Genomic DNA, 22778 nt, shown 5'->3' with positions numbered 1-22778 from the left:
TTCCATCTCTTTATATTCCTTTCAATAGACACATATATCCATCTTCAATAGTAGGTTTTAAACCTGTATATTCTTCAGTTTCATTTGAGAGTATTCTTAAAAATCTTTTACCGTCTTTTTCAAAAGTTTTTTCTACAAAGTGATTAAAATTAATTTCGGTTTCTTCAGCAATTTCAAAGACTTTTCCTTTTGCTACTGATTTAATTTCATCACTAGTTCCTTCTTTAAGTATTTTTCCATCATCCATAATAATTATCTTATCACAACAGGCTTCTACGTCTTCAACGATATGTGTAGAAATTATAATTATCTTATCTTTCTTTATATGGGATAATAAATTTTTAAATCGTAATCTTTCTTCTGGATCAAGACCAGCAGTGGGCTCGTCAAAAATTATTATCTTAGGATCGCCTAAGATTGCTTGAGCAATCCCTAATCGTCTAATCATGCCCCCAGACAATGTTGATATTTTATCTTTTAGTTTGTCATCTAGATTGACTATCTCAAGGCTAGATTTTATATACATGTCTATTGATTCTTTAGGTAGCTTTTTAAGAACCGCAAAATACTCCATCATTTCATATACTGTTAATTCTTTAAATAATCCAAACTTTTGAGGCAAATAACCAATATTCTTTGAGAAACTAATGTCATTTGCAATATCTTTTTCCTCAAATTTTATATTTCCTTTTGTAATATTGTACAAATTAACTATACATCTCATAAGTGTAGTTTTGCCTGCTCCATTTTTGCCTAAAAGCCCATAAATTCCAGTGTCTAAGTTTATAGAAATTCCTTTTAATATTTCTTTTCTTTTAAAAGATTTATGTAAATCTAAAATCTTTAACATTGAACTTCCCCCTAATTATTTTAAGTTTTTAATAAAGGTTATGGAGTCTCTTTTATCATTTTTATCTATTAAAAATTTATAGCTATTTTTAACAACATAATCCTCACCTAATTCATTTATCTTTTTTACGAATAAAAACTCTATTTGAAAAAGAGGATCTTCTAAAACCTCTTTGGGAGCATCTTCAGATAGATCGTTGCTTGTAAATGCATTTTTGTTTAAAAGATAATTAAATAATATAAGACTAATTCTTCTTTTCTTTATATCTTGAGATAAATTAGACTGGATTAAACCAAGGGCTAATCCTTTTATATCTGATTCAGATATAAAAATATGATCTTTTAAACTTACTATGCCATTACCAATAACTTTACAAGAAATTACTTGTGGTGATTGAAATATTTTTTTTGATTTTATATCAAATGTGTAGTTGTCCGAAAAAATTTTTTTATATAAGTTCAGAGTACTATCTATATTTAAAATGACACTTGTATCTATGCCATTCAATGATAATTCATAAAAAATATTATCTTTTATATGCTTTTCTTTTAAGAACCCACCAATTAGGGTAGCCTCTTGAGCTTTACCATAGAATTTAGTATCATTTTTATTAAGATTTGATGAAACATCTAAGTTCGATTTTAGAGATATATCAAAATTCACAATATAATCTCTTATTATTGGAACAAATTTACCTTCTTCTTTTATATATATCTTTTTATAACCTTCCATTGGATAGTATGGAAAATATCCCGGTAGCAAAATCCCTTGAGAATTACTATAAAATACGGGACTATATCCACTATATAAAATTCTAATCTGCTGAAGTTTATTGTTATCAGGGTTAACTACTTCTAAATAGTCCCCATCTCTTTTATATTCTAAAACTTTATTGTTTTTGCCAAGAATTTTTTTAATTTTATAGTTTCTATATAATGTGAATTTATAAGTTTTCAAAGGTTCCTTTTCATCTAAATAAATAGTTGTATCACTTTGTAATTGTCTATTTATATTTAGTTTCATATCATATTTTAAAATTTTAAATAATGCTTTTTCTTCTTTCTGTACATCATCTGAATAATATATCTCGTCAAAAGCGGTGAAATTTTTAGGGTTATAATCTTTTTTTACAATACTTCCTGGCTTAATGAATCCATAGAAATTACCTAGTGAGAATATTAGTAAAATTGCGGTTACAATATTAAAAAAATTATGCTTTCTTTTATATAATTTTATAAGTATAAAAAAGTTAAAAAGGCTTATCCAAAAGAAGATTAAATTCCATCTATATGGTTCTAGAGACAAGCCATATAAATAATCACTTTTCCAACTTAAATTAGGAGGTAAAATATTGAATGGTTCTCTTAAAAAATATATATCTATATGATAGCCCATGTAAAGTATATATGGAATCATTTCAGAAATTGGACTTATTAAAATTACTGAAAGTATCATTATCGCATACGCAGAAAATCTTTTAAAATATAATGATATAGTGCTTCCAATACATATAGCAAAAATAGATACTAAGAATATATTTAATAAGTTATTTAAGAATATATGAAGTAGGTATGATATAGAATGTACCTTCATTACAATATAGACAGCAAAATTATATGCAAATATATTTAATGTCATAATTAATATAATTGCTATAAGAACTATAAGTTTTGAAAAATATACTTTTAAGGTTCCTTTATTTAAAATTGAAATGCATTCTAAGAGATTAACGTTTTTACTTTTAACTAAATATTCATAGGATATAAACGTAAAAAAAACAAAGAAAAACATACTGATTCTTTGACTATATTGTAAATAAAAAAATGCGTCTTTATGTATATTTAGATTATAAATACCTAACCCCAAATACCAATTTATTACAATAAAAAATACTAAAAGAGGTATAAATAAATATATACTTCTAAAAAGTATTTTAAAATTATTTTTTAATAAATTTATCATTTAAAGTTCTCCTTATAAAATGTATCTTGAAAGTAACAAGAGACAAAACAAGACTAGTAACTAATTTTCTTTTTTTCAATTTAATTACCGTCATAAAATATATTTTTATAAAACAACACTATATATTATTATAGATTATCCTTAACACTTTTTCATTATATTTTCCTTAAAAAACAAATATTGTTACAAAAATAACCTTTAACCTTCTTTTATTAGCACATTTAATCCTTTTATGTATCATTTATTTGTATACATTTGTTTTTATGAAATAAACCTAAATAATAATAATTTAAAAAGAATTGGTTCAAACTAACTTTTGACCCAATCCTTTCTTCTACTTAAATCTTTATATCATCATTACAAACCCTATAAACACTACAATACATACAACTGTTGATAATACAACTTCATTATTGACAAGTTCCGTATCTTCTTTTGTTCCATACTGCGATACAAAGATTGGAAGTGAAAACAGAATAGGCAAAATCAAAAATGTAAAATATACATAGTTAAATAATTTATCGGGAGTAATTATTTTATCAATTACAAAAAATTTGAATAAGTATCCAACTACTAATATTACTGTTAATCTAATAGCCACAAAAAAATAAAATGCAAATAGTAGAAATACAGTTGCAATCATAATTACAAAATATTCTTTTCTTATTTCCATATTTACAAAGGTTATAAAGAGTATCGCTGGCAAAGATATATCAATAACTATTTTCTTTATACCCTTCATAACATCTTCCGTTAACATATCTTTATATCTTATAAAATAACCAAAGCATATTAATAGTACTATAGGGATTACATTAGAAACTATATCTGACATTGTATTCTCTCCTCTTTTGTTTTTTACTAATATATCACTATAAAACATTTACATTGTCAGATATATTCTCTATTTTACTTACTTTAAAACCATGAAAGTAGATGCAACAACCTTTTCTTTATCAGCACAAGGTTTATTAATTACTTTATCTTTGTAATACATAGTGGACACAGTTCCCCCATCTAAATTAGATGCATTTACAGCACCATATTTTTTCATTATATCTTGTACATCTTTTATAGTTGCCCCCATACTTTTAAATCCTCTACCGTCAATTACAAGGAATAGCACACTTCCATCTCTTCTTTGTCCAATTGCAGTTCTAGGAGCAACTCCCCATCCCCCATCACCTAATATATTAACAGGATTTCCATCTACTATAAGAGCCGGTCCAAAACTTACAGCTTCTTTTATATTAATATTTTTAAGTTCTTCTAATGTATATTTTCCAACTATAAGCTTACCCCTTTTACTAAATCCTACTATATCTATTTTTTCGTTTTTCCTACCTTTATCATCGTTATATACAAATTCTCCATTATGAATTAAAATCCCACATGGCTTTCTTGTTTCATAACCTGAATCTGGATTCAGTACTACCTCTGCACTTTTACCACTTACATCATCAGTAAATCCACCAGCATTTATAGCACAAATAGCATTATTTTCTTTTGCAATTTCACTAGTAGTTTTACCAACTTTACTTGGAGACTCCTCATTAAACCCTATTACAATTTTTTTAGAATTAGGTACTATTAACATTTTCCCATTAAATCTATTAGTTTTTATATCATATTTTGTTATTTTATTTATGTTATCTAATTTATTACTCTGCTTATTTGATGTAACAACAATATTTTTCTTTGGATTAGTTAAAGTAACAACACCTATTAAAATTAACAATACTATAGCTATTGCTGACCATTTATACGAATTCTTTTTAAATAAAGATATCATAGTAATCCTCCTTTTAAGTCCATGTTTATCATTTACTATACATTGAACTCCACAAATTCCATTACACCTTTTATGATTTTCTAATAATTTTATAATTGTATATCCGTACTTTGTATAATCATTAGAATCAATATATGACAATGCAAATGCATCACAAGCAACTTCCCTATCTTGTCTCATCTTATAAAATGCATACCATAATATAGGGTTAAACCAATGTAATATTTGTAAAATAGATATTATGAATCCTATAATAGTATCCTTTCTTTTTAAATGCGCCATTTCATGTAAAATTATATATCTTAACTCATCATAATTTACTTTATCACATACTTCTTTAGGTAATATCAACCTAGGATTTATAAATCCAAATATTGCTGGACTACTTGAATTTTTATCGCTTATAATTAATATCTTTGATTTTATACCCATATCCTTTTTACACTTTGATACTAACTGCAAAATTTTTTCATCACTACATAACTTTTGTTTCTTTAAGTCCATATGAAATCTTAGTGTTTTATTTATTGTAAAAGTTACTAAAATAGCTTACTCCTAAGATCCAGATTAAATATCCAACTTTTATAATTAAACCATCATATTTTTTTCAACAAAAGCTGGGGACTTTTCATCATTATTATTGTTTTGTTTTAATTCTTTATTGTTAATATTATTCATTTTCATAACATTACTAGTATTATATAATTTTTCATTTTGAGTATTGTCTTTATTATCCTCTATATTGTCACCACTATTTAAACTAGATATATAATTTATATTTGCTTTATTAGTATTATTTAGATGAGCAATATTAAAAATACTTAGAGAACTTCCAGGACCATACGGTACTATAAGCTTAATTATTAATACTAGCCAAAGACAATATCCAAACCTTGCCCCTAGCTTCTCTTTTAATACAATTCTTAACAATAAAATTATAATACTTATGATACTTCCTAAAATTGTACAGTATAGAATAAATCTAAAGAGCGGTAAAAACATCGGCATATTCCCACCATTTATCCTTTCTTTTTATTAAGAATATCTTTTAGTTCATCAATTTCTTCTTGTGATAAAGATTCATTATCTATAAAATTGGCCATCATCATATTTAACGAACCATTAAATACACGTTTTATAAAACTTTTACTTTCCACTTTAACGCATTTTTCCTTAGATATTAAAGGATAATAATGATATGTCTTTTTGTTATTAGAATCTACTGTAATCTTTATAGCTATATATTACACTTGTAATCTTTTACTGTAAATATTATATTTTATAAGAATTTTATGGTATAATATGCAGTGGTTTTAAATAAACTGTTCCAATTTAAAAGGAGTGTATACCTATGAACAAAAATTTAAGAAAAATAATTTTCACTATAACTGCTTTCACATTCATTACATTATTAAGCAGCTGTACTAATTCTAAAACACCTGAACCATCAAATGAAAAAACAACTTCTATACAAAAAAATTCAAATTCTGATAATACAAGTTCTGCAAACAACAATACTTTAAATACTAATTCTTCAAATGAAAAAATTCATACTAGTAATCCTAGCACCCCAAATAAATCTATAAACAATATAAACTCTACTAAAAAAACAAATATTACACCTTCTAAAAATAATAACTCTAAATCATCTCAAAAAGATCAACCTAAAAAAATAAAAGGTAAAAAACAATCCTACTTAAATAAATTACAATCTACAAAAAATAACTTAGATAAACGTTTAAAGAAAAAATATGCTGGAACAACATTAGAAATGCGTCAAGCTGCTGAAGAAGAATATATGACATGGGATAAACATTTGAATGAAATATATTCTGAATTAAAAAAAGATTTATCTAAAGATACTATGGAAAAATTAAAAAAAGAAGAAACTCAATGGATTTCCTATAGAGATAGAGAAGCTAAAAAAGACGCTGATTCATTTAAAGGTGGATCTTTTATGCCAGTTCAAAATCTTTTATCACTAGGAGATTTAACGAAACAAAGATGTTATGAACTAGTTAATAAATATATGGATTAAGTACCTAAAATTTATATGAGGTGATATTTATGAAGAGTATAAACATATCAAAATGTCCTTATTGTGACGGAACAGAGTTTGGCGAAGGATATCAAGACCATCAAGCAAAATTACTATCAAAAAATAATATATTCAAAAGTGCTCAGATTTTTCACATTGTTTGCATTAATTGTGGAAGTATAGTTCATAGTTATGTAAATAAACCTGAAATTTTTATCTCAAAATAAAAAAGGTATATTATACCAAAAATTATTTTTTTAGTATAATATACCTTTTGCTCAAAACTAAAGTTAATTTATGTGTTCTACTAAACTATATCTAAACTCTTCTCTTTTCTGAATCTTACTATCATTAATATTAATTGTATAAATGTTATATTATACCAAGATGGTATTTGATTAAAAACGGAATTTACACTGCAATCAAAAAACATACTTGTATTATTATTCCTATATAATATAAATAAAATTATAATATCAACAGTTGTAATAATAAGCGACGCTATCATACTCGCCACTATTTTATCTTTAAATATTTTTCTACCATTTTTACAAGTATACTGAATATCTCTAATGTTATTTTTTTTATCTTTAAAATATATAGGTAATATCATAAATACGATTCCTATTATTATAGTTGAACAAGTACCTCTTATTAAGTTATTATAATTATCCATAAATATACTGCTAAATATAGAAGTTTCATCTCCTCGCTTTACTATTTCTTCAACTCTAGACTTTATATTGGGATTATTAGCAATCATAGCAGACATCATACTATCTTTATTATTGTACCAATTTATAAACCATTCTATTGATTCTAATTGATAAAACACCTCTACTTCCCTTTTAAACATTATATCTTCATATATATTTACAATTTTCTGTGAGTCTCTATCTGTTTTATCTGATGCTATATTATATTTTTTAATAAGTTCATCATAGTTTTTTATTCCATATTTATTTAACTCACTGTTATTTTCAATATGTTTATTTGCCTCTTTTATTTTTTCATTATAATAACTTTTTTTAAAATCTTTAAATTCAGCTTTATCCATATTATTTCCATACTTATTTCTCATTTCAACATACATTTCATGCATATCTTTATCATGACCTTCTTTAGCAAAATATGTTACATCCAACCTTATAAATAAAAAATACATTATTAAATTTATAATTATTAATAATAGAACCATATTAAAATTAAATATTTTTTTTAATTCATTAAAAACTATTCTCATACATACACCCTACCTTATATCTACTTTATTGAATCTTTTAAATGTTAATATGTTCAATATAATCATAATAAACAAACACGTTCCAAGAGTTATAACTTCATAATACTTGAATGTAAAGAAAGCTCCTGCTTCCATAAACCATATTCCGCAATTTATTGCTAACGTAAACAAATTAAATCCATTTATAAAAATAAGATTATTATCTGTAGAAATTCCTGGTATACCTATAATTCCTACAGCAGCTATTATGAAAAATATAGAAAATACAATATAACTATTTTTTATATATATTGATATAAAAAATGTAATAGCATTAAATAATAAATTACAAACATATATAGTTAATATAGTTAATAACATATATTTAACAAAAGAAATATTCCACCAACAAAGAGCACTAAATCCTAAGTCTTCATTAAAATAACTACTTATAGGAACATTCCAAACTGTAGAATAATCAAATATAGTAAAATAAGTTAAAAGTCCTATTGCCATTATAATCGTAGCAAATATACTAGTTATAACTATTGAAACCCATAACTTGTCCAATGCTAATTTTCTTCCTCGTTTTGTTGAATACATTAAGTTACTTGTTCCACTATCAAATTCATAATTTATTAAATATGCCGTTATAATTACAGAAAGTATCATTATTTCAAACAAAAACTTCTTAAATAAATTTTTAAATAAAATTTCACACTTTCTTATTGGAGAAATAGTTTTATATTCTTTATTTTTAACTACCTCTTTAAATCTTTTATTAAGCTTCCTATATTCTCTCTTTACAGTCTCAGCAGCACTTCCATTTAACCTATATTTTTTTATTTCTATTGTTGCAATATTCATAATATCCTTTTTTTATAATAGTCATCTATAAATCTAATCTCTTCATTGTAATTTTCTAATACTTGTACTTTATTAAAAAATTTAATATCCTTTTCACTATATAAATGATTTTCCTCTTTTAAGTCACTGGCTACCTCTAAAACATTTTTATACTTTTTTCCTGTGGTCTTATATGTAATTTCATTCATTTTTTTTATTTGGTCATAATAATATGGTTTAAAATTTTTTATCATATCCTCATCTATTTTATATCCAAACTTTTTAACAATATCATTTGTAACTTTAAAATCATCTCTCATGTCTAAATGTTCACATATTATAAATATATTAAATAAATTAAATATCACAAAAAGGAATATTATTACTGGAGATGCTATAACTTTTTTAAATTCATTTATCTTTATTTCCATATTTCTTTACTCCATATCTAATTTTTTATCTCTATAAACATATAAAAATACATCTTCTAAATTAGGATATACAACATTCCAATTATCTTTACCTTTATCTTCTGATATAAATCTAACTTTCATATCTCCTTCTTCCTGTCTTTCAGATAAAGAAAAATATTTGCGTCTAAAATCTACCATATCATCAAATTTAACATTTGTTTCATAAACCTTTCCTTTAAGCATTCCACATATATTTCTAACACTATCCTGACATACAACTTCACAATCTTTTATCATTATAATTTCGTTAGCTATTGATTCAATATCAGACACTATATGTGTTGATAAAATAACTATTCTATCTATGGATAATTGAGAAATTAAATTTCTAAATCTAACTCTCTCCTTTGGATCTAGTCCAGCAGTTGGTTCATCTAAAATAAGAATTTTAGGGTCATTCAGCATAGCTTGTGCTATACCAACCCTTTGAATCATTCCTCCAGAAAATTTCTTCATTTTTTTATTTTCAACATCTTCAAGTCCAACTAATTTTAAAAGCTCAACTATTCTTTCTTTTGCTTTTTCCTTTTCTATTCCTTTAAGTGCTGATAGATACATTAAATATTTTTTAGGAGTATAATTCTTGTAATATCCAAACTCTTGTGGCAAATAACCAAGTATATCTCTATATTCCTCATCTAGCTTAACTATGTCTTTTCCTTTGTATAATATCTCACCTTCTGTTGGAAATATTAATGTTGTAAGCATTTTTATAAGCGTGGTCTTACCTGCTCCATTAGGTGCAAGAAGTGCATATACCCCTTTTCAAACTCTAGATTTATATTTTTTATAGCGCAAAAATTTCCATAGTTTTTTGTAATATTTTTTACCTCTAACATGTTACATCACTCCTTTTATAGCTGTAAGTTCAATAAGTTCCCTAAGTTTTTTTATATAAAAACAAATACATATAACTGTCACAATGAAATATACTCCTATAGGTAAAGCCGTAAGAATATTTGTATACAATTTATTATTGAAAATATAGAGTAGTAGATTAATAACTATCCATGCTAAAATAGCTAAATATTTAGTAATCTTTGAACGAATCTTAATTATTAAATATAAAAACATTGTTGAAAATAAAAATAAAGACGTTATTGAAATCATAGTTGCTCTTAAAAAATTTATGCTCCCAAATTTACATACAATATTGAAAATTATTGATACATTAAATAAAATACATATAACACTAAATACAAACATTCTAAATGCAGATAATTGATATAAATTATATTTACATGTCATTTCTATTTCATAAGTTCTATTTTCTTTTATCCTAATTAATGATATTAATGATAATATTAAATATAAAATAGGAGATGATATCATTATCAATCCATATATTTTCTTAACTTCTTCATAATCTATTGCTCCTTCATTAAATTTAATTACTAAAAACAGACTTAAAAATATTAATAAAGTAAAAACTATCTCTACAAAATCATGAAATATTACCTTTAATCCTAACTGCTTATACATTTTTCTCATATAGCTAAAAAAACTTTTCTTATGCTTTAATCCTTTATCTAAAATAATATTTATTTGATTTTGTATAGTCATTTCATCTGGCATATCTATACAGAACTTTTCTTTTTTCATCTTCTACTCCTCACATATTTTTTTTATTTTTCTTATAATAGAATAATATTTTGTCTTTACAGTTGATTCAGGCATTTCTAGAATTTTAGATATTTCTAAAAAAGTATATTCAGCAAAAAGTTTTAGCCTAAATATTTGCTGTAATATTTCATCAAAGTTATCCACAATGTTGATAATTTTTTTAACATCTTCTTTATATTCTAGTGATACTAGAATATCTCCATCATCATAAATATCAGTGTCATCAATATTTACTGATAGTTTTTTGTATTTATAGTTTTTAGACCTAAAATAATCTATAATTTTATATGTAGATATTCTATATAGCCAAGTTCTGAAGGAAGATTTTTTATCATCATAAGTATTTATTGACTTTAACATATTTATAAATATTTCTTGTGTTAAATCCATAGATATTTCTTTATCCAAAGTTTGTTTATATACATATGCATATATCTCTTTATAATAATTAGCTATAAGCTCATTGGCGGCTTTTCTACTACTTTTATTTTTAATCTGTTTTATTAACTTTTTCTCATTATTCATTTGTCACTCTCTTTCACTTAATTTAAATAACATTTGTAAATTTCATTTAACTTTCATTATTATATTCGAAATAAATTTGTAAATAGTTTTAAAACAAAAATAATTTATCATATATAAAAAGACTGTAATTTAATTTGTTTTTATACAAGTTAAATTACAGTCTAAAAACTTCTCACATGATATAAATTCTATACTACACCTTATTTACAATTTACAATAAAGATTTATACCATTTTCCTAGTTTATCTAATTTTCCTGTTGTTACATTATAATAAACGCCGTTTACATTTACCCTATCTCCTGTAGATATTATTTGCAAAACATTTTTATTATCTACATAAAAAGTAACTCCAAAACTATAACCAACTATTTCATGTTGATCTGATGATTTTTTATACCTTTGATTATTTAGCAAATTTATAAGTTCTTTAATTTTTCCTTTATCAGTACTGACAATGGTTTTTCCTGTACTTCCATCAATCATTTCTACCCTAGATATTTTTTGTTCATTGTTATCTATAAAATCCGAAAACTTTTTATACTTCATGTTATTACTTATTAAATAAATAATAACTAATGTCAAAACTCCCACACCAATAATTAATAATAACTTATTTTTTCTTATCATCACAGTGAACTACTCCCTCCTTATTACCCCAAACTTTATTTTCATATATTTTAATACTATCATATTGCATTTTAAATGTTAATATCTACAAAAATTATAAAAAGTGCTATCATGTTTATATAATCCAAAATAGAAAGGAGTGCTACTCATGGATCTTGAAAAACTTGCTAAAGAGTGCGGAGAAAAGTTGGGTAGATTTTTGTTTGACAGAAAGGAAGAAATAATGGAGAAGATAAATATTGAAAAGCTTACCCCAAAAGATATCTTTAAAATTTGTTTCAATAAATTACTTCATGAAGGCAACTATAACAAGGCAGAAGATTTACTTTTTGATGAATTGAGAAAAAATAATTCTCCAGAGTTATATGAAATTGCACTTCAGTTTTACAATTCTTTAGAAAAAAAGAGCGATGAAGAATTATCTGCTCATAACTTTCCAAGAGATGAAATTTATCAGGGATTAAATGATATAAAAAAGTTTAAACCTAACGTATAAAGGAAACCTAAACAATAAAATTACCTCCAGCTAAAGTTACTATACACTAGTATAATTCCTTTGCTAGAGGTAATCATTAATTTTAATCTAATACAAAATTAGGGATATTTCCGATTTGATTTTTACTTTTTAATATTTCGTTTGTTCTTTCTATAGCTTCATCAATGCTATTGCAAAAATTATCTCTTCCTACTTTATCTACATATCCATATCTATCTAAAACTTTTAGTACATCGTCTTTTGCTTCTACTATTATAAGTTCAGTACCAATTTTTCCGTTACTATTACATAGATCATATAGCTTTTCAAACTTACGATATGCAGTAGCATCAATATTAGGTACTTTATTCATTTTTATTATTAAAACATCACAATTTTTCTTTAATCTATTAGAAATCTCTTGGAACTTTTCTGATGAAACAAAGAAAAATGGTCCTTTAAATTCGTAAAATGCAACTCTAGTTACGTCTTTTACTCTATTTAAAATTTTACAGCTACATCCATCATCTTTTTCATCTAATAAGTATTTAATCTCTGTATTATCTGCCATTTTATTCATAAATAAGAATGAAGATAATACAACTCCAACACCTATAGCAACTACAAGATCTAATAATATAGTTAATGAAAATGCAATTAAAAATACAAGTGCATCTCCCCTTGGTGCTTTTCTAAGGTTAGCAAACTCTTTCCAATCACCCATATTATATGATACCACTATTAATATTCCTGCAAGTGATGCCATTGGTATTAGTTTTACAAGTGGCATAAATATAAGCATTATAAGTAATAATGAAATAGCATGTACCATACCACTTATAGGAGTTCTTCCTCCATTTTTTACATTGGCTGCTGTTCTTGCTATTGCACCTGTTACAGGTATTCCTCCGAATAATCCTGAAAACATATTTGCAACTCCTTGAGCTACAAGTTCCATGTTTGAACGATGATGTCCACCAATCATTTCATCTGCAACTACTGCTGATAAAAGTGATTCTATGGCAGCAAGTATTGCAATAGTCATTGCTGGGAACATAAGCTCATTTATCATTTTCATATTAACATTATGTATTGCTATTTTAGGAAGAGCAGAAGATATTGTTCCGAAACGACTTCCTATAGTTTCTACATTTAATTTAAAAACCATAGTAATTAATGTTGTTATAATTAATGCTATAAGTGTACCTGGTATTTTATCACTTATTTTTGGACATATAACTATAATTACTATAGATAAAACTCCTATTAAAGCTGTTTCTAAATTTATAGTGTTTAAATGAGTTATATACACTGCCCATTTGTGTATAAATTGTGATGGTACAGTTTCTATATTCAATCCTAAGAAGTCTTTAATCTGAGTTGAAAATATACAAACTGCAATACCACTAGTAAATCCAGTAGTTATTGGATATGGTATATATTTTATCGCCTTTCCAAATTTAAGAACTCCCATTATGATTAAGAATATTCCCGCCATCACTGTAGCTACTGTAAGTCCTGTTATTCCGTACTTTTGGACAATTCCATAAACAAGTATTATAAATGCTCCTGTAGGTCCACCTATCTGAACTCTACTTCCACCTAAAAAAGATACTATAAATCCACCAATTATTGCTGTATACAATCCTTTTTCAGGGGATACACCCGATGCTATTGCAAGTGCAATAGATAATGGTAATGCTATTACTGCTACTATAATTCCTGCAATGAGTTCCTTTAAAAATTGTTCTTTTGTATAACCTTTCATGCAAGTAAATAATTTAGGAACTAACACGTTTTTCACTCCTTCTTAAACTGTAATTAAAACCCTTTGTTTTGACCAACTTTTTTATTATATTCTTATTTACTTGCATTGGCAATAAATTTTTTATATTTTTTTATATTTAAAGTTTGATTACATTTATTCCAGTTTCTGCATCAGGAATACGTTGTAATTCTCCATCAATTTCAGTTATAAACATTTCACAAGTAACTGTTATAGTTCCTTCTATGAAATGTCCACCATATCCTACACAATCTGCACCTGTAAAGTTTATGTGAATATGTGTATAAGGTTGTCCATCTTTTGTTGATATATTTCCAGTCAAACTTGTTATTTCATAATAATCACTAAAGTTTGTTTCATTATACTCCTTAGTGTTAATATCAAAATATCCTATTTTTATATCTTTAGCTGCTCCTATAGCATTTACAATTCCAGCCTTTATTCCTGTTTCACTACAAAACTTTTTAATACTTTCTGTTATTTTTTCTCCTTTTTCAAGTACTATAACCCATGTATTACCTCTTTTTGAATAGTTCATGAGAATCCTCCTTTAAAATTTATAACTGTATAAATTATTCTTTGTATACCTTATTATACCTCTAATTTACAGCCGTTAAAACAAAAATACCTATGCATATCTAATTATACGCATAGGCATTGCCATTCTATGAATATTTTTTATTCAGTTTTTGAGAATTGATCCTTTCCCACTCCACAAAGAGGACATAACCAATCCTCTGGAATATCATCAAAAGATGTTCCCGGTGCTACTCCATTATCAGGATCTCCAACTGCTGGATCATATATATATCCACATACGTCACAAATATATTTTTGCATATTAACCCTCCTACTAATATGATAATGAAAATTTGTATCTTAACTTATTATTTTCAAATTACCTATATTTATTCTATAGTTTTCATTCGATATATATAAAGGTTTTTAGATTTTTACAAACTAAGGGGGGAAACATATTGAAAAAAACTTTTAAAAGAGAATTGATAATAAAATCTGGTATTACTTTATTTATTTCTCTTGCATTTTGCACTTTTGTATTTATATATTTACACATTAATTATATGTCAAAAACTAATACTAGATACTTAAATCAAACTTCTATGGATTCTGAACAAATAATAGTACATGCTATTAATTCTGTAAAATCTTCAACAGACTTGTTATCAGATACTCTAGGTACCTTTAACAATCTAGAAGCTGAGGACAATAAAAAAATACTTGAAAATTTAGTATGTAGCAATACATTTATAAAAAGAGCCTATATAACTAGAACCGACGGAATGCAGATTGCCAAGTACCCAAGTATAGGAAATATAAGTATTGCTAACAGAGATTATTTTAAAAAAGCCATGCAAGGACAAGGTAACTTTTCACCTGTTATAATTTCTCATTTAACCGGGAAAGCTGTTATAATCTACTGTAGTCCTATAAAAAATGGAAATTCTATAATAGGTACTGTATCTTCCATACTTGAAATAAATAGTTTATCTAATTGTTTAAGTTTAACTACTAAAAATTTAGATTGTACATTCGGATTACTAGATAATCATGGATCATTGCTACTAACCAATAAAGATAACTCACTATTACTTGATAAATCTAATAATAAGTCTACAGATTTATCTAAACTACAAAAAATAATAAATTTATCAAGTTTGGAACCTGTACAAAAAATGATTAATAATGAATCTGGAGTAGGCAAATTTGTTTTAAATAATAGAAAAACACTAACCAACTATAAATCTTTAAAAGATTATGGACTTAATTTACTTATAGCCGTTCCATATTCATCTATAACCAACAGTATTTACACATACACATTAATTGCATTAGGCATTTTAGTAATCATTTTAATAACATCAGTACTTTTAATTACACGTTTTACAAATAAAATCACTAATCCAATTACAAATTTGTCTATGACATTAAAAAAATTCTCAGAAGGAAATTTAAATTTAAGCATAGATAAAAGATTACTAAAAAGAAATGATGAGTTTTCTGAACTTGGCAATAGTTTTGATATATTCTCTAAAAAAATAAAATCTACAATTGAAAATTTTAAAACAAATGCAATAGACTTAAATACTTATTCTAATAATTTAAAACAAACAATACAAGATAACGAAACTAGTCAACTATATATTACTAATACTCTAAATGACGTTAATACTAAAATGAATGAAAACTTATTATCTTTAGAGGAAAACTTAAATATACTACAAGAATTTTCTAAAGGTATAGAAAACGTAAATTTAAATTTAGAAAATCTTCATTCAACAGTAAATGATTCTACATATTCAGTTGAAAATGGAGTTAATCATGCTAACAATATGGAATGTACTCTTAATGAATCATTTACATCATTAGAAAATATAAATGCTAAAATTAATAATTTAACTAATTTATCAGCTAAAATAAATTCACTATTAGATATAATAACTTCTATATCTAAAGAAACTAATTTAATTTCTCTTAACGCTTCTATTGAAGCTGCTAGAGCTGGTGAATCTGGTAAAGGGTTTGCAATTGTTGCTGAAAAGATCAAAAAGCTAGCTGAACAAAGCTCAATATCCTCTAAAAATATTGATGCATTACTATCAAGCATTCAGGACGAGATACTGTCAACTTCAAATATTGTTGATGATATGAATACTAAATTTAAAGATTTAATACAAAGTATAAAACTTACTACAAACTTAATGAATGATATTAAAAGCAAGGCTATTAATTCTCAGCTTTCAGTTGAAGAAATTATATCCGTAATGGAAGAACAAACTGCGGGAATTGAAAATAGTACACAATCATTAACTAAAGTAGTTAATTATATAAATGATACTGTAAAAGCTTCTCAATCTATTAGTAATAAATTAGATAATCACTCTGAAAACCTAAATATATTATTTAATGTATCTTCTTCTTTAAATAATATAAGTAACGATATAAAAGAAGATCTTGATTTTTTTAAATAATTTATATTAAAAATAAACACCTACTAAACATTCAATACTTATTTATAAAATGTTTAATGGGTGTTTATTTTAATAATACTATAAATTATTTCTCACTTTTCTTTCATAATTAACTTTCCTAACTACTAAGTAACTAAGCAACACCAACTATTATCGTTTATTTTTAACTTGTGCTTGCCCTGATGCAAGTATTGCAAGAGGTACTCTAAATGGTGAACATGAAACATAGTCTAGTCCTATGTTATGAAAAAATTCAACAGATGCTGGATTACCACCATGTTCTCCACATACTCCAAGTTTAATATTTTCTCTTGTTTTCTTTCCTTTACTTACTGCCATTTCAATTAACTTACCTACACCCCTCTGATCAAGTTTTGCAAATGGGTCTTGTTCATAAATTCTATTTTCATAGTATAATGATAAAAATTTTGATGCATCATCTCTGGAAAATCCAAATGTCATTTGAGTTAAATCATTTGTACCAAATGAAAAAAATTCAGCTTCTTTTGCTATTTCATCTGCTGTAATAGCTGCTCTTGGAATTTCTATCATTGTACCAACTTTATATTTTATTTTAATTCCCTTTTCTTCCATAACTTGTTCAACTGTTTTAACAACTATGTCTTTAACGAATTTTAACTCTTTTATTTCTCCAATAAGAGGGATCATTATTTCTGGTACTATGTTGTACCCTTTTTTCATTGTAACCTCTATTGCCGCTTCCATTATTGCCCTAGCTTGCATTTCGGCAATTTCACTATATGTTACAAATAATCTACATCCTCTGTGTCCCATCATTGGATTAAATTCTTTCTTTTCAGAAACTGTAGACTTTATTTCCTCAACATCCATGTTAAGTTTTTCAGCTAAAGAAACCATTTCCTCATTAGTATGAGGTAAAAATTCATGAAGTGGAGGGTCTAACAGTCTTATAGTTGCTGGCATTTCTTTTAATTCTTCATATATTTCTATAAAATCTTTTCTTTGCATTGGCAGTATTTTATTTAATGCATTTTTTCTCTTCTCTTGTGTTTTAGCTAATATCATTTCTCTAACAGCTAGTATTCTATCTTCTTCAAAAAACATATGCTCTGTTCTGCAAAGTCCTATTCCTTCAGCACCAAATTCAATGGCTTTTTTAACATCTCTTGGTGTATCAGCATTTGCTCTAACTTTTAATTTTTTTATTTTTTCAACCCAATCCATAAATACAGCAAAATCTCCTGTTATCTCCGGAATAGCAGTTTTTATTTTTTCTCCATAAACTTTACCTGTTGATCCATCTATAGATATATAATCATCAGTTGTATACATCTTGCCTTGTATTTCTAATGTCCTATTTTCTTCATTTACCTTTATATCTTCACATCCTGCAACACAACAAATTCCCATTCCCCTGGCAACAACTGCAGCATGTGAAGTCATTCCTCCTCTTACTGTCAAAATTCCCTTAGATGCAATCATACCTTCTATATCCTCTGGTGAAGTTTCAAGTCTAACAAGGACAACATCTTCTCCTTGTAAAGCTCTTTTTTTAGCTTCCTCAGCAGTAAATGCAATTTTACCACAACCAGCTCCCGGTGATGCTGGTAAACCTTTTGCTATTGACTTTTTACTTTCTAATTCCTTTTTATCAAAAGCTGGATGAAGTAATGTTTCTAATTGTTTAGGTTCTACTTTTAAAATAGCTTCTTCCTTAGTTATCATTCCCTCTTTAACTAAATCAACAGCTATTTTAAGGGCGGCTTTTGCTGTTCTTTTTCCGTTTCTAGTTTGAAGGAAATAAAGTTTTCCTTCTTCTATTGTTATCTCCATGTCTTGCATGTCTTTATAATGATTTTCTAGTTTCTTTATTATAGTTATAAGTTCTTCGTAAATTTTAGGGTTTTGTTCCTGTAATTTTTTTATTGGAAGTGGTGTTCTTATTCCTGCAACAACGTCTTCTCCTTGAGCATTCATTAAATATTCACCGTAAACCTTATTTTCTCCACTGGCAGGATTTCTTGAAAACACTACCCCAGTTCCTGAAGTTTCTCCTTTGTTTCCAAATACCATTTCTTGAACATTTACAGCTGTTCCCCATTCAAACGGTATATCATTTAGTCTTCTATAAACTTCTGCCCTTGAATTGTTCCATGATTCAAATACAGCCATTACAGACTTTATTAATTGTTCTTCAGGATTTTGTGGAAACTCTTGTCCTATTTCGTTTTTATATATTTTTTTAAACTCTAAAATAAGCTTTTTTAAATCTTGTGTATTTAATTCTGTATCAAATTTAACACCTTTTTCAAGCTTAATTTTATCTATTTTCTCTTCAAACAAATCTTTTTTTATACCCATAACTACATCTGAAAACATCTGAATAAACCTTCTATAAGAATCATAAGCAAATCTAGAGTTGTTAGTTAACTTCGCCATAGCTTCTACTACAGTGTCGTTTAATCCTAAGTTAAGTATAGTGTCCATCATTCCTGGCATAGAAGCTCTTGCCCCTGATCTTACTGAAACTAATAGTGGATTTTCTTCACTTCCAAATTTCTTATTAGTCTGATGTTCAATTTCCTTCATATAATATTTTATTTCTTCTAAAATATTATCCGATATATTGTTTCCATCCTCATAATACTTATTGCAAGCTTCTGTTGTTATAGTAAATCCCTTTGGAACTGGAATTCCCAAACTATACATTTCAGCTAAGTTTGCTCCTTTACCACCTAAAAGATCTCTCATTGATGCATTGCCTTCCCTAAACAAATAAACAAATTTTTTCTTCACCCAACATCCCCCATTCAGTAATAGCATTCTCACATCCAACAGGATTTTTAACATCCTGAAGTAAATCTCTTAATAATTCTTTAGATTAATAAATAATTTAAAATGATAGTCTCTAAAATATAATAATATATCCTTTTTATATTTATCGTATACTATTTGATTTAATTTACATATATATTATATGTTTTTCATCAATATAGTATACTAATTATACAAATAGTATATCATAAATATCTTTTTTACGCACTATTATGTGTTATTTATTTTTAATAAAATTAAATAGCCACACACTAATTAACTTTAGGTGTGTGGCTTAAAACTCACGCTTTTACTCTTCGGTTGCATTTCTCTACATTCTTATTTTATATTAAACACTTGTGAGTTATTTTTTATTTATTATTTATTTTTTAAATAATTTAAGTATCTTATATGCAGCACTTATATAGCCATTAAATAACCACGTTCTAGGCTTATATGGTAACACTGAAGTAATAAACATACCTACATTAAAAATATTAATATTAAAACTTCAAACATAAATCTAATTATCAGTTTCATTATATAACTTCACCTAATTCCTTATTTAAATAATATAAAACATATGACTTCATTAAACTTTTAACATTGACGCCCTCCACCTTATAGATAGGTCTAATGATAGTAGCACATAAAAAAAGACCAGACATTCATATAAAATGTCTAGCCTTTTATGGTTTATTGATTTTATCAATTACTCAACAGTTACTGATTTTGCAAGGTTTCTTGGTTTATCAACGTCACAACCTTTTTCTATTGATACATAGTAAGATAAAAGTTGTAGTGGTATTACTGAAAGTATTGGTGCTACGATTGGCATAACTCTTGGAATATAGATAGCTGAATCAACTGTCTTTTCGATTATGTCATGTCCTTCCATAGCTATTGCTATAACTTTAGCCCCTCTTGTTTTTACTTCTTTTATGTTACTTAGCATTTTTTCAAATAAATATTCTTGAGTTGCAAGACCTATTACTGTTGTTCCTTCTTCTATTAATGCTATAGGTCCATGCTTTAATTCTCCAGCAGCGTAAGCCTCAGAGTGGATGTATGATATTTCTTTAAGTTTTAATGACCCTTCCATTGCTACTGCATAGTCAAGTCCTCTTCCTAAGAAATACATATCTTTATCTTCAAATACTTCTTTTGCAAATTCTTTTATTTTTTCTTTATCATTTAAAACTTCAGCAGCTTTTTCTGAAAGATTTAAAAGCTCTGATTTGATTTTTTCTATTTCTGTGCTTCTTACACTTTCTTTGTTTTCAGCAAAGTATAAAGCTATTATATACATTGCAACAAGTTGAGTTACATATGCTTTTGTTGATGCAACTGCAATTTCAGGTCCTGCCCATGTATATAATACATCATCAGCTTCTCTTGCAACTGAGCTTCCAACTACGTTTGTAACTGCGATAACTCTTGCATTTTGAGCTTTAGCAAGTCTTAATGCTGCTAATGTGTCTGCTGTTTCTCCAGATTGGCTTATAACTATCATTAATGTTCTTTCAGTTATAAGTGGTTCTCTATATCTGAATTCTGATGCTACTTCTACTTCTACTGGTATTTTTGCAAGTTTTTCTATTGCAGTTTTACCTACTACCCCTGCATGATAAGCAGTTCCACATGCTACTATATAAATTTTGTCTATGTTTTTGATTTGTTCTTTTGTTATGTTAATGCTATCTAAGTTAACTTTTTCTCCTTTAACTATTCTTGAAGTTAAAGTATCTTTTATAGCTTTTGGTTGTTCGTGAATTTCTTTTAACATGAAGTGATCATATCCACCTTTTTCAGCTGCGTCTGCATTCCAAGTTACGTGGAAAATATCTTTTTTAACTTCATTTTTGTTTTCATCAAATATTGTAATCTTTCCATCTTCTATAAGAACAAATTCATTATCTTCAAGTAAGTATACTTCTCTTGTATGGTTTAAAACAGCTGGGATATCTGATGCTATAAAGCTTTCTCCTTCCCCTACACCAACTATTAATGGGCTGTCTTTTCTTACTGCTACTAATTTGTTAGGTTCATCTTTGCATATTACTCCGATTGCATAGCTACCTTCCATCTTTTTAACTGCTTTCATAACAGCTTCTACTAAGTTTCCTTCGTAGTAGTAGTCAACTAAGTGAGGGATAACTTCTGTATCAGTTTCTGATTTGAATTTATATCCTTCTGAAGTTAACCAATCTCTTAAAAGTATATAGTTTTCAATAATTCCGTTATGAACAACTGCTATTGTTCCTTTTTCATTTGTATGAGGATGTGAGTTTACATCAGATGGAGCTCCGTGAGTTGCCCATCTTGTATGACCTATTCCAATGTGTCCTGTTAATTTATTTTCTTCAAGTACAGCTTCAAGATTTGCAAGTCTTCCTTTACGTTTGTTAACAACTATTTCATTGCCTTCAAGAACTGCAACTCCTGCTGAATCGTATCCTCTGTACTCAAGCTTTGATAATCCTTCTACCAAAACTTCTGCTGCATTTTTGTTACCTAAATAACCAACTATTCCACACATATTCAATTCTCCCTTTTTATAAAATTTATTGTCATTAAGGGACTAAATAACCATCATGTACCTAGTTAGATTTGTGCTAAAAATCGCTTTTTAGATTTGCTAACTGTTATCGGTAGTACATAAATACCGTGGGACATCCGCCGAATTCTCGATACTCCCCATCCTCGTCAACTTAAGTGAGCCTCCAAATCTACGATTTGGTTAAGGCGAACTTACTCAAACATTTAGTTTGA

The 22778-nt window shown here is 26.7% G+C and carries 20 protein-coding genes and 2 pseudogenes; 4 read left to right on the top strand and 18 right to left on the bottom strand.

Translation table 11 applies throughout. The features are described from left to right. Window positions 1-10 precede the first annotated feature (10 nt). The 6 genes and pseudogenes from NT01CX_RS01595 to NT01CX_RS12400 all read right to left on the bottom strand — a co-directional run bounded on the left by NT01CX_RS01595 (window position 11) and on the right by NT01CX_RS12400 (window position 5833). A complete protein-coding gene (locus NT01CX_RS01595; protein WP_011721278.1) occupies window positions 11-850 on the bottom strand; it encodes an ATP-binding cassette domain-containing protein in 840 nt (279 codons plus the stop codon). 15 nt (window positions 851-865) lie between these two features. Beyond that, window positions 866-2812: a hypothetical protein gene (locus NT01CX_RS01590; protein WP_011721277.1), complete on the bottom strand. Its 1947-nt coding sequence runs from the start codon at window positions 2810-2812 to the stop codon at window positions 866-868. A 346-nt stretch (window positions 2813-3158) separates the two neighbouring features. Beyond that, window positions 3159-3647 (bottom strand): malate permease, encoded by a 489-nt coding sequence (locus tag NT01CX_RS01585; RefSeq protein WP_011721276.1) that lies wholly within the window; start codon window positions 3645-3647, stop codon window positions 3159-3161. 78 nt (window positions 3648-3725) lie between these two features. Next, window positions 3726-4409 (bottom strand): phosphodiester glycosidase family protein, encoded by a 684-nt coding sequence (locus NT01CX_RS12410; protein ID WP_242648508.1) that lies wholly within the window; start codon window positions 4407-4409, stop codon window positions 3726-3728. Window positions 4410-4610: 201 nt separating this feature from the next. After that, window positions 4611-5606: pseudogene (locus NT01CX_RS12405) on the bottom strand (M56 family metallopeptidase); the annotation flags it as partial. 17 nt (window positions 5607-5623) lie between these two features. Further along, window positions 5624-5833, bottom strand: coding sequence for a BlaI/MecI/CopY family transcriptional regulator (locus tag NT01CX_RS12400; RefSeq protein WP_080504851.1), 210 nt, complete (start codon window positions 5831-5833; stop codon window positions 5624-5626). Window positions 5834-5955: 122 nt separating this feature from the next. Here NT01CX_RS12400 and NT01CX_RS01565 point away from each other — a divergent pair, with 122 nt between their 5' ends. Then, entirely contained in the window at window positions 5956-6642 is a 687-nt protein-coding gene (locus NT01CX_RS01565) for a lysozyme inhibitor LprI family protein (RefSeq protein ID WP_011721272.1), read from the top strand. Window positions 6643-6671: 29 nt separating this feature from the next. Further along, a complete protein-coding gene (locus NT01CX_RS01560; RefSeq protein ID WP_011721271.1) occupies window positions 6672-6869 on the top strand; it encodes a hypothetical protein in 198 nt (65 codons plus the stop codon). An 80-nt stretch (window positions 6870-6949) separates the two neighbouring features. Here the strand turns inward: NT01CX_RS01560 and NT01CX_RS01555 are convergent, their stop codons facing one another. The 7 genes and pseudogenes from NT01CX_RS01555 to NT01CX_RS01530 all read right to left on the bottom strand — a co-directional run bounded on the left by NT01CX_RS01555 (window position 6950) and on the right by NT01CX_RS01530 (window position 11959). Then, window positions 6950-7885, bottom strand: a complete 936-nt coding sequence (locus NT01CX_RS01555) for a hypothetical protein (RefSeq protein WP_011721270.1) — start codon at window positions 7883-7885, stop codon at window positions 6950-6952. A gap of 9 nt (window positions 7886-7894) precedes the next feature. Beyond that, window positions 7895-8731: a hypothetical protein gene (locus tag NT01CX_RS01550; RefSeq protein ID WP_011721269.1), complete on the bottom strand. Its 837-nt coding sequence runs from the start codon at window positions 8729-8731 to the stop codon at window positions 7895-7897. Further along, window positions 8728-9141: a hypothetical protein gene (locus tag NT01CX_RS12395; protein ID WP_011721268.1), complete on the bottom strand. Its 414-nt coding sequence runs from the start codon at window positions 9139-9141 to the stop codon at window positions 8728-8730. Before NT01CX_RS12395 ends, NT01CX_RS01550 begins: the two co-directional genes overlap by 4 nt. 6 nt (window positions 9142-9147) lie before the next feature. Then, a pseudogene (locus NT01CX_RS01545) lies at window positions 9148-10022 on the bottom strand (ABC transporter ATP-binding protein). A 1-nt stretch (window position 10023) separates the two neighbouring features. Beyond that, window positions 10024-10785: a hypothetical protein gene (locus NT01CX_RS01540; protein WP_011721266.1), complete on the bottom strand. Its 762-nt coding sequence runs from the start codon at window positions 10783-10785 to the stop codon at window positions 10024-10026. A 3-nt stretch (window positions 10786-10788) separates the two neighbouring features. Then, window positions 10789-11331, bottom strand: coding sequence for an RNA polymerase sigma factor (locus NT01CX_RS01535; RefSeq protein WP_011721265.1), 543 nt, complete (start codon window positions 11329-11331; stop codon window positions 10789-10791). Between the two features lie 211 nt (window positions 11332-11542). Beyond that, window positions 11543-11959 carry a hypothetical protein gene (locus tag NT01CX_RS01530; RefSeq protein ID WP_011721264.1) on the bottom strand — a complete coding sequence of 139 codons (417 nt, stop codon included), beginning with the start codon at window positions 11957-11959 and terminating at the stop codon, window positions 11543-11545. A gap of 148 nt (window positions 11960-12107) precedes the next feature. Between NT01CX_RS01530 and NT01CX_RS01525 the strand changes: the two genes are divergently transcribed. Beyond that, entirely contained in the window at window positions 12108-12455 is a 348-nt protein-coding gene (locus tag NT01CX_RS01525; protein WP_011721263.1) for a DUF6483 family protein, read from the top strand. 82 nt (window positions 12456-12537) lie between these two features. Here NT01CX_RS01525 and NT01CX_RS01520 read toward each other — a convergent pair whose 3' ends face one another. From NT01CX_RS01520 to rd, 3 genes are all read right to left on the bottom strand, one after another. Next, on the bottom strand, window positions 12538-14229 hold the full coding sequence (locus tag NT01CX_RS01520; RefSeq protein ID WP_052294503.1) for a SulP family inorganic anion transporter: 1692 nt from the start codon (window positions 14227-14229) through the stop codon (window positions 12538-12540). 109 nt (window positions 14230-14338) lie between these two features. After that, window positions 14339-14758, bottom strand: a complete 420-nt coding sequence (locus tag NT01CX_RS01515; RefSeq protein ID WP_011721261.1) for a PPC domain-containing DNA-binding protein — start codon at window positions 14756-14758, stop codon at window positions 14339-14341. Between the two features lie 140 nt (window positions 14759-14898). Beyond that, window positions 14899-15060, bottom strand: a complete 162-nt coding sequence (gene rd / locus NT01CX_RS01510; protein WP_011721260.1) for a rubredoxin — start codon at window positions 15058-15060, stop codon at window positions 14899-14901. A gap of 137 nt (window positions 15061-15197) precedes the next feature. Here rd and NT01CX_RS01505 point away from each other — a divergent pair, with 137 nt between their 5' ends. Then, on the top strand, window positions 15198-17210 hold the full coding sequence (locus tag NT01CX_RS01505) for a methyl-accepting chemotaxis protein (protein WP_011721259.1): 2013 nt from the start codon (window positions 15198-15200) through the stop codon (window positions 17208-17210). Between the two features lie 150 nt (window positions 17211-17360). Here the strand turns inward: NT01CX_RS01505 and ppdK are convergent, their stop codons facing one another. Next, window positions 17361-19988 (bottom strand): pyruvate, phosphate dikinase, encoded by a 2628-nt coding sequence (gene ppdK, locus NT01CX_RS01500; protein WP_039241929.1) that lies wholly within the window; start codon window positions 19986-19988, stop codon window positions 17361-17363. Between the two features lie 730 nt (window positions 19989-20718). Further along, window positions 20719-22545, bottom strand: coding sequence for a glutamine--fructose-6-phosphate transaminase (isomerizing) (gene glmS / locus NT01CX_RS01495; protein ID WP_011721257.1), 1827 nt, complete (start codon window positions 22543-22545; stop codon window positions 20719-20721). Window positions 22546-22778 lie beyond the last annotated feature (233 nt).

Source organism: Clostridium novyi NT, from assembly GCF_000014125.1.
Classification (GTDB): domain Bacteria; phylum Bacillota; class Clostridia; order Clostridiales; family Clostridiaceae; genus Clostridium_H; species Clostridium_H novyi.
The sequence above is the reverse complement of the archived record's forward strand: the minus strand, read 5'-3'. Positions and strand labels throughout refer to the sequence as shown.